Origin of the sequence: Bartonella sp. AP280QHHD, assembly GCF_042196125.1 — a bacterium.
Taxonomy (GTDB): domain Bacteria; phylum Pseudomonadota; class Alphaproteobacteria; order Rhizobiales; family Rhizobiaceae; genus Bartonella.
Window position 1 is genome coordinate 1 of sequence record NZ_JBHIPQ010000034.1, and the last position, 13,385, is coordinate 13,385.

The following is a 13,385-nucleotide window of genomic DNA, read 5'->3' on the forward strand; positions in this document are numbered from 1 at the left end:
TGGAGAGGAAATCGAGATTATCGGTATTCGTCCAACGTCTAAGACGACGGTTACAGGCGTTGAAATGTTCCGCAAGCTTTTAGATCAGGGGCAAGCGGGTGATAATATAGGAGCTCTGCTTCGTGGTGTTGACCGTGAAGGGATTGAGCGTGGTCAAGTGTTGGCGAAGCCAGGATCCGTTACACCTCATACACGTTTTAAAGCAGAAGCTTACATTTTGACAAAAGATGAAGGTGGACGTCATACACCATTTTTCACGAATTATCGTCCTCAGTTTTACTTCCGTACGACGGATGTTACAGGTATTGTTACGCTTCCAGAAGGAACGGAAATGGTTATGCCAGGTGACAATGTTGCGATGGATGTTTCGTTGATCGTTCCGATAGCGATGGAAGAGAAACTTCGTTTTGCTATTCGTGAAGGTGGTCGTACTGTTGNTGACAATGTTGCGATGGATGTTTCGTTGATCGTTCCGATAGCGATGGAAGAGAAACTTCGTTTTGCTATTCGTGAAGGTGGTCGTACTGTTGGTGCCGGTATCGTCTCTAAGATCATTGAATAAATAATGCTTGTTAAAGGGGTGTTAAAAGTGTTTTAGTTTTGAGAGTTAGGGGTATAGCTCAGTTGGTAGAGCGGCGGTCTCCAAAACCGCAGGTCGCGGGTTCAAGTCCTGCTGCCCCTGCCAAAGGGGGGTTTTACATATAAGGGAGTGGATTTTGCTGCCTTTTTCGCTTTTTTTGATATGGGGCTTGTTTTTTTGTGTGTGAAACGGTATTGAATAGAAAGTAAGGAAATTGCATAAGTCTGAAAGTTGGCTTTTGCGTTTTTTCCTGTTTATTTTGTTCTATAAAACACAATAGGACTAGAGAGAGTATAGTGTGACGATGGCATCTAAAACCAATCCGATTACCTTTTTGAAGCAGGTTTATGCAGAAACAATTAAAGTGAAATGGCCTACACGTCGTGAGACGGTTATTTCTACTATTATGGTTTTGTTGGTAACTGCATTGGCTTCAGCTTTCTTTTTTATTGTGGATCAGGTTATGCATTTTGGTGTTTGGCGGGTTATTGATCTTCTGAAATATCTTTTTAGTTGAGAATGTAAGGAAGTGTGACTGTGGCAGCTCGTTGGTATATTGTTCAGGCATATTCAAATTTTGAAAAGAAAGTAGCGGAAGCTATTGATAAGGAGGCAAAGCAAAAGGGACTTGATCATCTTTTTGAAAAGATTTTTGTTCCAACAGAGCGTGTTGTAGAGGTTCGTCGTGGACGCAAAGTTGATACTGAGCGAAAATTTTTTCCTGGTTATGTTCTTGTTCGTGCTGAGTTAACAGATGAAGTTTATCATCTTATTAAGAATACGCCTAAAGTGACAGGTTTTTTAGGGTCGGATGCGCGTCCTGTTCCTATTTCTGATCGAGAGGTTGAGCAAATTCTCAAACAAGTTCAGGAAAGGGTTGAGTCTCCAAAGTCCTCTGTATTGTTTGAGGTTGGAGAGCAAGTTCGCGTTGCTGATGGTCCTTTTGTTTCGTTTAATGGAATTGTTCAAGAGGTTGAAGAAGAGCGCTCTCGTCTTAAGGTTGAAGTGCTTATTTTTGGGCGTCCTACGCCTGTTGATTTGGAATTTGGTCAGGTTGAAAAACTCTGATTAAACTTAGAGTAGTTTTAATTACTTTAAGGAAGGAGTGGGAGGTGATTTATAGCTTTTGTCGGCTTAATGATCCGAACCACGTGACTGCAAGCGGGTAACGGGCAAGATGAATTGTCAGTATACCAGTGAAATTAAAGGCAGATTGTTATGGCAAAAAAAAGTATAGGTCAGCTTAAGTTGCAGGTTCCTGCAGGAGCTGCTACTCCATCTCCACCAATTGGTCCAGCTCTTGGGCAGCGTGGTATTAATATCATGGAATTTTGTAAGGCGTTTAATGCAGCGACACAAGAAATGGAAAAGGGGGCACCGATTCCAGTTGTTATTACGTATTACCAAGATAAGTCTTTCACCTTTTCTCTCAAGACGCCTCCTGTATCATTCTTTTTAAAGAAGGAAGCAAACCTGAAATCTGGCTCAAAAGAGCCTGGTAAAGTGTCTGTAGGAAGCATTTCTCGCGATAAAATTCGTTCGATTGCGGAATCAAAGATGAAAGATCTTAATGCGAATGACATTGAGGCAGCAATGCGTATGGTTGAAGGTTCTGCTCGCTCGATGGGCTTGGAAGTGGTGGGCTAATATTATGGCAAAAGTAGCAAAAAGAATAAAAAATATCCGAAAAGATATTGATTTTAATGAACTCTACGCTTTAAAAGATGCCGTTTCAATGGTTAAGGAGCGTGCCGTTGCTAAGTTTGATGAAACAATCGAAATTTCAATGAACTTGGGTGTTGATCCTCGTCATGCTGATCAAATGGTTCGAGGCGTTGCTTATTTGCCTAATGGAACAGGGAGAAATATTCGTGTTGCCGTTTTTGCTCGTGGGGATAAGGCTGAGGAAGCTAAGGCGGCAGGAGCTGATATTGTGGGTGCCGAAGATTTATTTGAAAGCGTTAATAGAGGGACTATAGATTTTGATCGTTGTATTGCAACGCCAGACATGATGCCTCTTGTTGGTCGTCTTGGTAAGATTCTTGGTCCACGGAGTTTGATGCCGAATCCGAAAGTTGGTACTGTAACACTTGATGTCGTCGGTGCTGTCAAAGCTTCTAAAGGTGGTGCTGTTGAGTTTCGTGTGGAAAAAGCTGGTATTGTGCATGCTGGTATTGGTAAGGCTTCTTTTGGTGTTGAAAAAATCGTAGAAAATATAAAAGCCTTTGCAAGTGCAGTTATTAAAGCCAAACCGCAAGGTGCAAAAGGTGAGTATATTAAGCGCGTTGCTGTTTCGTCGACTATGGGAATTGGTGTTAAAGTTGATCCAGCAACGGTTCGTTCAGAGCTAGTATAAGCTGATTTATAATTTTGTTTTGGGGTATGGGAATATCAAAATTGTATTTAAAATGCTGATTTTGATCAGCTCGCTATCTAAGCTTTATAGGGCTTAGGTTGTACCGGGAGAAATTCCGGAATATCCTGTCCGAGATTGTAGGTGATGCTTTTAAGTATCTTAATCAAAAAAACCTGCATGAGACTGGGGTAAAAACTGAGAGTTAAAAGACTTAAAGGGTTTGAGCCAAGGTTGCCTTTGAACGCTGTGCGTGAAAAAGGGGACAGGATCCTCATCGGTGACATGAAGTATTTTATGTTATCAAAGGTAACCAACAGGTTTGTTTTAAGCAAATCTGTTAAATGGAGAGAGACAGTGAATAGAGCGGAAAAACGCGAATTTGTTACATGGCTTAACGAGGCTTTTCGGAAGTCTGGTTCTGTTGTTGTTGCACATTATTCCGGTCTGACAGTTTCACAGATGAATGATCTGCGTTCGAAAATGGGTGAAGCTGGCGGTGCCGTTAAGGTCGCCAAAAACCGTCTTGCTAAAATCGCTCTTCAGGGCACGGAATCTGAATCGATAGTGGGTTTGTTTACTGGACAAACACTTATTGCTTATTCAGAAGATCCAATCACAGCACCGAAAGTTGCTGTTGATTTTGCGAAAAGCAATGACAAATTTGTCATACTTGGCGGTTCAATGGGTGCAACAAGTTTAACTGTAGATGCTGTGAAGTCATTGGCTTCATTGCCTTCATTAAACGAGTTGCGTGCAAAACTTGTGGGTATGATTTCTACCCCTGCGACCCGTATTGCACAGGTTGTTAATGCCCCTGCTGGTCAGGTTGCACGTGTCATTGGAGCATATGCTCAGGAGGATAAGGCGGCTTAAGGCTGTTTGTATTCACGTTTATGGAAGAGCTTTAATGCTTTTCTGTTTTTTTGAATAAGATTTAATAATGGTTCAAATCTTTTAATTGAAGGAATTTAAAAATGGCTGATCTAGAGAAGATCGTAGAAGACCTTTCTAATCTAACCCTTTTGGAAGCCGCTGAGCTTTCTAAGTTACTTGAAGAAAAGTGGGGAGTTTCGGCTGCTGCTCCTGTAGCTGTCGCTGCTGTTGCTGGTGCTGCTGCTCCAGCTGCTGAAGAAAAAACAGAATTTGATGTTATTCTTGTTGAAGGTGGCGCACAAAAAATTAATGTTATTAAGGAAGTTCGTGCTCTTACTGGACTTGGTCTTAAAGAAGCTAAAGATCTGGTTGAAGGTGCACCTAAGCCTATTAAAGAGGCTGCTTCTAAAGAAGAAGCAGAAAAAATTAAATCTCAACTTGAAGCTGCCGGTGCTAAGGTGGAACTTAAGTAAATTTAATTTTATCGGCGGGCATTTATGTTCGCCGATTTTCTTTCTCTTAATACAAAGAGGGAAAATAATGAGTAAAAAACTTTTCCCAATGGTTTCGTAACAGGAATGGGATAGGTTTGGATTACTTACCCCTTCATCATAGAGTCAAAGAGATAAATGGCTTATGTTGGTAGGGAAAGTTAATGATGCTCATTATTGAGTGTCAAGTGAACTGGTCTGCATATGCAGGTTAATGGTATAAGGCTTTCAAGGTTGGTCTACCTTGAAGAGTAAAGATCAAGGAGCGACGATGGCTCAGACTCACGCAATGATGTCTCAATTCAATGGTCGTAAGCGCGTACGGAAATTTTTTGGTAAGATTCCTGAAGTAGCAGAAATGCCGAATCTTATTGAGGTTCAAAAAGCCTCATACGATCAATTTCTCATGGTTGAGGAACCGAAAGGTGGGCGACCAGATGAAGGTTTGCAAGCTGTTTTTAAATCGGTTTTTCCTATTTCAGATTTTTCCGGTACAGCTATGCTTGAGTTTGTAGGTTATGAATTTGATTTACCAAAATTTGATGTTGAAGAGTGCCGTCAACGTGATTTAACTTATGCTGCCCCATTAAAGGTCATATTGCGTTTGATTGTTTTTGATGTTGATGAGGATACTGGCTCCAAAGATATCAAAGACATTAAAGAGCAAGGCGTTTATATGGGCGATATGCCTTTAATGACGACGAATGGTACCTTTATTGTTAATGGTACGGAGCGTGTTATTGTTTCTCAGATGCATCGTTCTCCTGGTGTCTTTTTTGACCATGATAAAGGAAAGTCCCATTCATCAGGAAAGCTTCTTTTTGCTGCTCGTGTTATTCCGTATCGTGGTTCTTGGCTTGATATTGAGTTTGATGCTAAGGACATCATTTATGCGCGTATTGATCGACGGCGCAAGATTCCTGTTACTAGTCTTTTGATGGCATTAGGTATGGATGCGTCGGATATTTTATCGACGTTTTATGATAAAGTGACTTATGAGCGTGATGGAGAAGGATGGCGAGTTCCTTATTCTGTGGATCGCTTTAAAGGAATGAAGCTCATTTCTGACCTTATAGATGCAGATAGTGGTGAAGTCGTTGCGGAGGCTGGTAAAAAATTAACAGTTCGTACTGCGAAGTCTTTGGTAGAAAAAGGACTTAAAGCGGTTAAAGTTAGTGAAGATGATTTATTAGGTTGTTATCTAGCCGAAGATATCGTCAATTACGAAACAGGTGAAATCTACCTTGAAGCTGGTGATGAAATTGACGAAAAAGTATTAAAAGTTCTGCTCGATGTTAGTGCTGATCAAGTCAATATTCTTGATATTGATCACATGAATATTGGCGCTTACATCCGCAATACTTTGAAGGTGGATAAAAATGAAAGTCGGCAGGATGCGTTATTTGATATTTACCGGGTGATGCGTCCAGGTGAACCTCCAACAATCGATACAGCAGAAGCAATGTTCCATTCATTGTTTTTTGATCCAGAGCGTTATGATCTTTCAGCTGTCGGGCGTGTTAAGATGAATTTACGTATGGATCTTGATTGTCCAGACACAGTTCGCATTTTACGCCAAGAGGATATTCTTGCTGTTGTTAAGATGTTGGTTGAATTGCGTGATGGACGTGGTGAAATTGATGATATTGATAATCTTGGCAACCGTCGCGTTCGTTCCGTCGGGGAGTTGATGGAAAATCAATATCGCATTGGTCTTCTTCGTATGGAACGTGCGATAAAAGAGCGTATGTCATCGGTTGAAATTGATACAGTTATGCCACAGGATTTGATCAATGCAAAGCCTGCGGCAGCAGCAGTCCGTGAATTTTTTGGGTCTTCACAATTGTCGCAGTTTATGGATCAAACCAATCCATTGTCAGAAATTACCCATAAGCGCCGTCTTTCTGCTCTTGGTCCAGGTGGTTTGACTCGTGAACGTGCGGGTTTTGAAGTCCGTGACGTACATCCTACGCATTATGGTCGTATTTGTCCGATTGAAACACCAGAAGGCCCCAATATTGGTCTGATTAACTCCTTAGCAACATTTGCGCGAGTTAACAAATATGGCTTTATTGAAAGCCCATATCGAAAAATTATTGATGGAAAAGTCACAAAAGAAGTTATTTATCTTTCAGCGATGGAAGAAGCAAAGCATTATGTCGCTCAGGCTAATTCTTCATTAGATAACGAAGGTCGTTTTATAGAAGAGTTTGTTGTTTGCCGTCATGCTGGTGAAGTTTTAATGGCGCCGCGTGATCATGTTGATTTGATGGATGTTTCACCAAAACAGTTGGTTTCAGTTGCAGCAGCGCTTATTCCTTTTTTGGAAAATGATGATGCGAATCGTGCGCTTATGGGATCGAACATGCAGCGTCAAGCAGTTCCTCTTGTACGCGCTGAAGCGCCATTTGTTGGGACGGGAATGGAATCTATTGTTGCGCGCGATTCAGGAGCTGCTGTGAGTGCAAAACGTAGTGGTGTTGTTGATCAAGTCGATGCTACCCGTATTGTTATCCGTGCAACAGAAGATTTAGATCCTTCAAAATCAGGCGTTGATATTTACCGCTTACAGAAATTTCAGCGTTCTAATCAGTCCACTTGTATTAATCAGCGTCCTCTTGTACATGTCGGTGATAGGGTAGAGAAAGGTGATATCATTGCAGATGGTCCATCCACGGATCTTGGTGATTTGGCTCTTGGGCGGAATGTTCTCGTAGCCTTTATGCCTTGGAATGGATACAATTATGAAGATTCTATTTTGTTATCCGAGCGCATTGTTGCTGATGATGTGTTTACTTCAATTCATATCGAGGAATTTGAAGTTGCGGCACGCGATACAAAACTTGGACCTGAGGAAATTACGCGCGACATTCCTAATGTTGCGGAAGAAGCGTTAAGAAATCTTGATGAAGCTGGCATTATTTATATTGGTGCTGAAGTTCAACCAGGTGATATTTTAGTTGGAAAGATTACCCCGAAAGGTGAAAGTCCCATGACGCCGGAAGAAAAGCTTCTGCGTGCAATTTTTGGGGAAAAGGCATCCGATGTTCGTGATACTTCTATGCGTATGCCTCCTGGGACTTTTGGTACTGTTGTTGAAGTTCGCGTTTTTAATCGCCATGGCGTGGAAAAAGATGAACGTGCGATGGCAATTGAGCGTGAAGAAATTGAGCGTTTAGCAAAAGACCGTGATGATGAACAGTCTATTCTTGATCGCAATGTTTATGCGCGCCTCACCGATATGTTGACAGGTAAAGTTGCTGTAGAAGGTCCGAAAGGCTTTTCGGGTAGTAAAAAGCTTGATAGTACAGTAATGGGGCATTATCCGCGATCCCAGTGGTGGCAATTTGCTGTTGAGGATGAAAAGCTTCAAAATGAAATTGAAGCTTTGCGCAAGCAATATGATGAATCAAAAGAAGCATTACAACGTCGCTTTATGGATAAGGTTGAAAAGGTCCAAAGAGGTGATGAAATGCCTCCTGGTGTCATGAAAATGGTGAAAGTTTTTGTGGCTGTGAAGCGCAAAATCCAACCAGGTGACAAGATGGCGGGACGTCACGGGAATAAGGGTGTTGTTTCACGTATTCTTCCCGTAGAGGATATGCCATTTCTTGAAGATGGGACCCATGCTGATATCGTCTTGAATCCGCTGGGTGTGCCTAGTCGTATGAATGTTGGACAAATTCTTGAAACGCATCTTGGTTGGGCATGTGCGGGGATGGGCAAGAAGATTGGTGCTTTGTTAGAGTTATATCAAGAGACTGGGGATATATTGCCGTTGCGTCAGCGTATTGAAAATCTTATGCCTGATGATAATCATAATGAACCAGTTCGTCAGTATGATAATGAAAGCCTTTACAAATTGGCATTGCAGATGAAGAAAGGGGTTTCAATTGCAACGCCTGTTTTTGATGGAGCACATGAGTCTGATATTAACATGATGCTGGAAGACGCAGGCTTAGATAGTTCAGGGCAGGTTACGCTTTATGATGGTCGTACTGGGGAGCCTTTTGATCGTCCAGTAACGGTGGGATATATTTACATGTTGAAATTGCATCACCTTGTTGATGATAAGATTCATGCGCGTTCTATTGGTCCCTATTCACTTGTTACGCAGCAGCCATTAGGAGGTAAGGCACAATTTGGTGGTCAGCGTTTTGGTGAAATGGAGGTATGGGCGCTTGAAGCTTATGGTGCTGCATACACTTTGCAGGAGATGCTAACAGTAAAATCAGATGATGTGGCTGGTCGAACAAAAGTCTATGAGGCAATTGTGCGTGGTGATGATACATTTGAGGCAGGTATACCCGAAAGCTTTAATGTGTTGGTAAAAGAAATGCGCTCACTTGCTCTTAATGTGGAGCTTGATGATGCGCGTGAACTTATTGCACAGCGGGCATTGTCTGATACGGCAGAATAATAATTCAAGGAGCGCACTAGAAAAGGGCTGCGCTCTTATTACTTTAAGAGGCTCAATAACCTTATTAAGGCTATACAGGTCATTTTTAAAAGTAAATGTATTTTAAAGAAGATCTGTTATAAAATAAATGAGATATTACAACAGGTTCTAAGAATCTTTGAAGGAGAACAGCATGAACCACGAGGTCATGAATCTTTTCAATCCTCAAGCGCCAGCGCAGACATTTGACTCTATTCGTATTTCTATTGCGAGTCCTGAGAAAATTTTGTCCTGGTCGTATGGTGAGATTAAGAAGCCTGAGACTATTAATTATCGGACTTTTAAACCAGAACGTGATGGTCTTTTTTGTGCACGTATATTTGGCCCTATTAAGGACTATGAATGTCTATGTGGCAAATATAAACGCATGAAGTATAAGGGCATTATTTGTGAAAAATGTGGTGTAGAGGTTACTCTTTCGCGCGTACGTCGTGAGCGTATGGGGCATATTGAACTTGCGGCACCCGTTGCGCATATATGGTTTCTTAAATCATTACCAGGCCGTATTTCTACACTTTTAGATTTAACTTTAAAAGATATTGAACGGGTTCTTTATTTTGAGAATTATATTGTAACCGAACCAGGGTTAACATCTCTTAAGCTCCATCAGCTTCTTTCTGAAGAAGAATATATGCTTGCTATTGATGAATTTGGAGAAGATCAGTTTACAGCTATGATTGGCGCTGAAGCTATTTACGAGCTTTTAGCTAGTATGGAGTTAGATAAAATCGCTAATGATTTGCGTCTTGAATTAGCTGAAACAACTTCAGAGTTAAAGCAGAAAAAATTGATTAAACGACTTAAAATCGTTGAAAATTTTCTTGAATCTGGAAATAAGCCAGAGTGGATGATTATGAAAACAATTCCGGTTATTCCACCGGATTTGCGTCCATTGGTTCCGCTTGATGGTGGGCGTTTTGCGACATCAGATCTGAATGATCTTTATCGGCGTGTTATCAATCGTAATAACCGCTTGAAGCGGCTGATTGAATTGCGAGCTCCTGGAATTATCGTACGCAATGAAAAGCGTATGGTACAAGAAGCTGTTGATGCATTGTTTGATAATGGACGGCGTGGGCGTGTGATTACTGGAGCCAATAAACGTCCTCTTAAGTCTTTATCAGATATGTTGAAGGGCAAGCAAGGGCGTTTTCGTCAGAACTTACTTGGGAAGCGTGTTGATTACTCGGGGCGTTCTGTTATCGTGACGGGTCCTGAATTAAAATTACATCAATGTGGTCTTCCCAAAAAAATGGCTCTTGAATTATTTAAGCCTTTTATTTATGCGCGGCTTGATGCAAAAGGCTATTCATCAACGGTAAAGCAGGCAAAGAAGCTTGTTGAAAAAGAACATCCAGAAGTTTGGGATATCTTGGATGAGGTTATTCGTGAACACCCTGTTTTGCTCAATCGTGCACCAACATTGCACCGTTTGGGAATTCAAGCTTTTGAGCCTATCTTGATTGAGGGAAAAGCTATACAGCTACATCCATTGGTGTGTACTGCTTTTAATGCGGATTTTGATGGTGATCAGATGGCGGTTCATGTTCCGCTTTCTCTTGAAGCACAACTTGAAGCCCGTGTTTTGATGATGTCCACCAATAATATTCTTCATCCGGCCAATGGTGCTCCCATTATTGTTCCCTCACAGGATATGGTTCTTGGTCTTTATTATCTTTCAATTGTTTCTGAAAAAGAACCAGGTGAAGGAATGGCCTTTTCTGATATAGGTGAGCTTCATTATGCCTTGGAAAATAAGGTTATAACGCTTCATACGAAGATTAAAGGCCGTGTTAAGAATATGGGGAAGGATGGAAAAGAAGTCTCTAAACTTTATGATACGACACCTGGTCGTTTGATTATCGGTGAGCTTTTGCCAAAAAGTGCGGATATCTCATTTGATATTGTCAATCAAGAGATGACGAAAAAGAACATTTCTAAAATGATTGATCATGTTTATCGGCACTGTGGACAAAAAGAGACGGTTATTTTTTGTGACCGTATTATGCAGCTTGGCTTTTCTTATGCTTGTCGTGCAGGAATTTCATTCGGTAAGGACGATATGGTTATTCCTGATAGTAAGTCGCGTTTAGTCGCAGAAACAGAAGCTTTGGCTAAGGAGTACGAACAGCAATATAATGATGGTTTGATTACACAAGGTGAAAAATACAATAAGGTTGTAGATGCTTGGGGTAAATGTACAGATCGCGTCGCAGATGAAATGATGAAACGTATTCAAGCTGTGGATTTTGATCCTAAAACAGGTCGTCAACGGCCGATGAATTCTATCTATATGATGTCGCACTCTGGTGCTCGTGGTTCTGCTAACCAGATGAGACAATTGGCCGGTATGCGTGGATTAATGGCAAAACCATCGGGTGAAATTATTGAAACACCCATTATTTCAAATTTTAAAGAAGGTCTAACTGTTAATGAATACTTCAATTCCACGCATGGTGCACGTAAAGGACTTGCTGATACTGCGTTAAAGACGGCGAACTCTGGTTATTTAACACGGCGTCTTGTTGATGTTGCACAGGATGCTATTATTTCAGCAGTTGATTGTGGTACCGCAAAAGGGCTTACCATGCAGCCGATTGTTGATGCAGGACAAATTGTTGCCTCCCTTGGGCAAAGAATTCTTGGTCGTACAGCGCTTGTTGATATTCTACATCCTGTCTCTGGAGAGGTTATCCTTGAAGGTGGAGCAATGATTGAGGAAGCTGATGTCGCGAAGATTGAAGCAGCTGGGATTCAATCTGTTCAAATTCGTTCTGCATTAACATGTGAAACACGTCTTGGTGTTTGTGCAAAATGCTATGGTCGTGATTTGGCGCGTGGAACACCTGTTAATCAGGGAGAAGCGGTTGGTGTTATTGCTGCTCAATCCATTGGTGAGCCGGGAACACAGCTTACTATGCGTACTTTTCACTTAGGAGGAACTGCGCAGGTTGTTGATTCATCGTATTTAGAGGCATCTTATGAAGGTAAGGTGGAGATTCGTAATCGTAATGTAGTTCGTAACTCTGAAGGCCATTTGGTTGTTATGGGGCGTAATATGGCTATCCTTATCAAGGATGAGTTAGGAAAAGAGCGCGTTGTACATCGTGTTAGCTATGGTGCTCATATTTTTGTTGATGATGGTGATGTGGTTAAACGTGGCCAACGTATAGCAGAATGGGATCCTTATACACGTCCAATTTTAACGGAAGTTGAAGGCTATGTGGGTTTTGAAGATATGATTGATGGTTTATCTGTCACTGAAACAGCTGATGAATCTACGGGTATTACGAAGCGTTTGGTGATTGATTGGCGCGCTAATCCACGTGGTGCGGATCTTAAACCAGCTATTATTATTCACACGGATAAAGAAGGTGAATCCATTGCTAAATTGTATAAGGGAGGTGAAGCCCGTTATATGATGTCAGTGGAAACTATTCTTTCTGTTGAGCTTGGTGCTCATGTTAAGGCTGGTGATGTTATTGCTCGTTTGCCAATGGAAAGTGCCAAGACGAAAGATATTACGGGTGGTCTTCCTCGTGTGGCTGAGCTTTTTGAAGCGCGTCGTCCAAAGGATCATGCGATTATTGCTGAAGTTAGTGGTACAATTCGATTTGGCCGTGGTTATAAGAATAAACGTCGTATCATTATTGAACCAAATGATAAAACTCTTGAGGCAGTAGAATACTTGATTCCAAAAGGTAAGTTGTTCCACTTCCAAGAAGGCGATCAAATTGAAAAGGGAGATTATATCCTTGATGGTAATCCAGCACCTCATGACATCTTGGCGATTAAGGGGGTTGAAGCTTTGGCATCTTATCTTGTTAATGAGATTCAGGAGGTTTATCGTCTGCAGGGAGTTCTTATTAATGATAAGCACATTGAAGTGATTGTTCGTCAAATGTTGCAAAAAGTTGAAATTACTGAATCTGGAGATTCTGGTTATATTCCAGGTGATAATGTTGATCGTATTGAACTTGATGAAATCAATGATAATTTGATTGCAGAAGGGAAGAAACCTGCATCTGGTAATCCCATTCTTCTTGGAATTACAAAAGCTTCTCTTCAAACACCTTCTTTCATTTCGGCGGCATCGTTTCAGGAAACAACACGTGTTCTTACTGAAGCAGCAGTTTCTGGTAAAATTGATACTTTGCAAGGACTTAAAGAGAACGTTATTGTCGGTCGTCTTATTCCAGCAGGTACGGGTGGTACAATTTCTCAAATCCGTCGTATTGCTGCAGTTCGTGATGATTTGATTGTAGATGAGCAGCGTAAGTCTAGTAATAACGAAGTGGCTAAGGCTATGTTGACAAATATGACAACTGGGGCCGTTACTGAATAATTTAAATACAACACCACATAATATAAAAACGTCTGAATAGAAAGTTCAGACGTTTTTTATTTCGAAATGCAGAAGTTGTATATTTTCTTGAAAAATATCAAAAATTATAAGGCGATAGTTATTTTAAACATCTTTAGTAGCTTATTATTTTGTAATGATGCTTATCTTTTTTGTTACTTTATTTTAAAGTTTCTTAATTTCTAAAAGCAGTATAGAATTTTTCCAAAATATGTGAAACTCAAAAATCATATTCAAGGAAAAGAGTTGATTATCTACAAATC

The 13,385-nt window shown here is 40.9% G+C and carries 9 protein-coding genes and 1 tRNA gene; all 10 read left to right on the plus strand.

Annotated features, from left to right (window positions below):
- Window positions 1-562 (plus strand): EF-Tu/IF-2/RF-3 family GTPase (locus tag ACFIMK_RS04335; protein WP_375693521.1); only part of this gene is annotated, 562 nt, incomplete at its 5' end.
- Between the two features lie 47 nt (window positions 563-609).
- A tRNA-Trp gene (locus ACFIMK_RS04340) sits at window positions 610-685 on the plus strand.
- A gap of 199 nt (window positions 686-884) precedes the next feature.
- The gene (secE, locus tag ACFIMK_RS04345) at window positions 885-1,097 is read left to right on the plus strand and encodes a preprotein translocase subunit SecE (RefSeq protein WP_273790652.1); all 213 of its coding nucleotides are present in this window, start codon (window positions 885-887) and stop codon (window positions 1,095-1,097) included.
- Window positions 1,098-1,117: 20 nt separating this feature from the next.
- Window positions 1,118-1,648: a transcription termination/antitermination protein NusG gene (gene nusG / locus ACFIMK_RS04350; protein WP_273790740.1), complete on the plus strand. Its 531-nt coding sequence runs from the start codon at window positions 1,118-1,120 to the stop codon at window positions 1,646-1,648.
- Between the two features lie 150 nt (window positions 1,649-1,798).
- A complete protein-coding gene (gene rplK / locus ACFIMK_RS04355; RefSeq protein ID WP_273723157.1) occupies window positions 1,799-2,227 on the plus strand; it encodes a 50S ribosomal protein L11 in 429 nt (142 codons plus the stop codon).
- 4 nt (window positions 2,228-2,231) lie between these two features.
- Complete coding sequence (rplA, locus tag ACFIMK_RS04360) at window positions 2,232-2,936, plus strand: 50S ribosomal protein L1 (RefSeq protein ID WP_375638421.1); 705 nt, start codon at window positions 2,232-2,234, stop codon at window positions 2,934-2,936.
- A gap of 354 nt (window positions 2,937-3,290) precedes the next feature.
- Window positions 3,291-3,809 (plus strand): 50S ribosomal protein L10, encoded by a 519-nt coding sequence (rplJ, locus tag ACFIMK_RS04365; protein WP_012755027.1) that lies wholly within the window; start codon window positions 3,291-3,293, stop codon window positions 3,807-3,809.
- Window positions 3,810-3,910: 101 nt separating this feature from the next.
- Window positions 3,911-4,282, plus strand: a complete 372-nt coding sequence (gene rplL, locus ACFIMK_RS04370; RefSeq protein WP_273790654.1) for a 50S ribosomal protein L7/L12 — start codon at window positions 3,911-3,913, stop codon at window positions 4,280-4,282.
- 289 nt (window positions 4,283-4,571) lie between these two features.
- On the plus strand, window positions 4,572-8,720 hold the full coding sequence (gene rpoB / locus ACFIMK_RS04375; RefSeq protein ID WP_375612113.1) for a DNA-directed RNA polymerase subunit beta: 4,149 nt from the start codon (window positions 4,572-4,574) through the stop codon (window positions 8,718-8,720).
- 172 nt (window positions 8,721-8,892) lie between these two features.
- On the plus strand, window positions 8,893-13,104 hold the full coding sequence (gene rpoC, locus ACFIMK_RS04380) for a DNA-directed RNA polymerase subunit beta' (RefSeq protein WP_375638422.1): 4,212 nt from the start codon (window positions 8,893-8,895) through the stop codon (window positions 13,102-13,104).
- Window positions 13,105-13,385 lie beyond the last annotated feature (281 nt).

What these genes read in the sequence shown, in the direction of transcription:
- rplK (WP_273723157.1), top strand. Translation starts at nt 1,799, where the DNA reads ATGGCAAAAAAAAGTATAGGTCAGCTTAAGTTGCAGGTTCCTGCAGGA.
- secE (WP_273790652.1), top strand. Translation starts at nt 885, where the DNA reads ATGGCATCTAAAACCAATCCGATTACCTTTTTGAAGCAGGTTTATGCA.
- rpoC (WP_375638422.1), top strand. Translation starts at nt 8,893, where the DNA reads ATGAACCACGAGGTCATGAATCTTTTCAATCCTCAAGCGCCAGCGCAG.
- rplA (WP_375638421.1), top strand. Translation starts at nt 2,232, where the DNA reads ATGGCAAAAGTAGCAAAAAGAATAAAAAATATCCGAAAAGATATTGAT.
- rpoB (WP_375612113.1), top strand. Translation starts at nt 4,572, where the DNA reads ATGGCTCAGACTCACGCAATGATGTCTCAATTCAATGGTCGTAAGCGC.
- rplL (WP_273790654.1), top strand. Translation starts at nt 3,911, where the DNA reads ATGGCTGATCTAGAGAAGATCGTAGAAGACCTTTCTAATCTAACCCTT.